This is a genomic window from Streptomyces beihaiensis (assembly GCF_026274175.1).
Lineage (GTDB): Bacteria > Actinomycetota > Actinomycetes > Streptomycetales > Streptomycetaceae > Streptomyces > Streptomyces beihaiensis.
The window spans coordinates 1-1,213 of the sequence record NZ_JAPHNL010000206.1 but is presented as its reverse complement, the minus strand read 5'-3'; the positions used below and the strand labels follow the sequence as shown (position 1 = coordinate 1,213).

Here is a 1,213-nt window from a genome sequence, read left to right as displayed (position 1 = left end):
TGACCACGGCATGCGTGAAGCGGGCGTTCAAGTACCGCTTCCGTCCGACCGATGCGCAGGCAGCCGAGCTGTCGCGTACGTTCGGCTGTGTGCGCAAGGTCTACAACCTCGCCCTTGCTGCCCGAACGGAAGCGTGGGCGCGTCAGGAACGGGTCAACTACAACCAGACGTCGGCGATGCTGACCGTGTGGAAGAAGACCGAGGAGCTGGCCTACCTGTCCGAGGTCTCCTCGGTTCCGCTCCAGCAGTGCCTTCGTCACCTCCAGACGGCGTTCACCAACTTCTTCGGCAAGAGGGCCAAGTACCCCCGCTTCAAGTCGCGGAAGAAGTCGCGGAAGTCCGCTGAGTACACCACCAGCGGTTTCCGCTTCCGTGACGGGATGCTGACGCTGGCGAAGATGGCAGAGCCGCTGGACATCGTGTGGTCCCGGCCCCTGCCCGAAGGGGCGAAGCCGTCCACGGTGACCGTCTCCCAGGACGCGGCTGGACGCTGGTACGTCTCGATGCTGTGCGACGACCCGTCCGTCAAGCCGCTCCCGGAAACCAGTGCGGCGGTGGGGGTTGATGTCGGCCTGGACCATCTGCTGACCCTGTCCACCGGCGAGAAGATCGCCAACCCGGGGCACGAGCGCCGTGATCGCCGCCAACTCGCGAAGGCCCAGCAGGTCTTGGCGAAGAAGGCCAAGGGTGACGGAGCCAACCGGCGCAAGGCCCGGCGCAAGGTCGCCAAGGTCTACGCCCGCATCGCCGACCGCCGCCGTGACGGGCTGCACAAGCTGACTACTCGTCTCGTTCGTGAAAACCAAACGATCGTGATCGAGGATCTGACCGTACGGAACATGGTCAACAACCGGAGTCTGGCACGCGCCATCAGCGACGCGGCGTGGTCGGAGTTCCGGAGCATGCTGGAGTACAAGGCAGCCTGGTACGGGCGGGAAGTGATCGCGGTCGACCGCTTCTTCCCCTCCTCCAAGCTGTGCTCCGCCTGCGGCACCTTGCAGGACAAGATGCCGCTGAACGTCCGCACCTGGACGTGCGACTGCGGCACGACCCACGACCGGGACGTGAACGCAGCCATCAACCTCAAGGCGGCCGGGCTGGCCGTTTCTGTCTGTGGAGCTGGTGTAAGACCTCAACGGAGTACTCCGGGCGGGCAGTCGGCGACGAAGCAGAAAGCATCACGGCGCGAGCCGTGAGAATCCCCCTCCTTCAG

The 1,213-nt window shown here is 65.0% G+C and carries 1 protein-coding gene; it reads left to right on the top strand.

The features are described from left to right. On the top strand, positions 1 to 1,196 hold a 1,196-nt coding region (locus tag OFY01_RS17165), incomplete at its 5' end, for an RNA-guided endonuclease InsQ/TnpB family protein (protein ID WP_407700363.1). Positions 1,197 to 1,213: the final 17 nt, after the last annotated feature.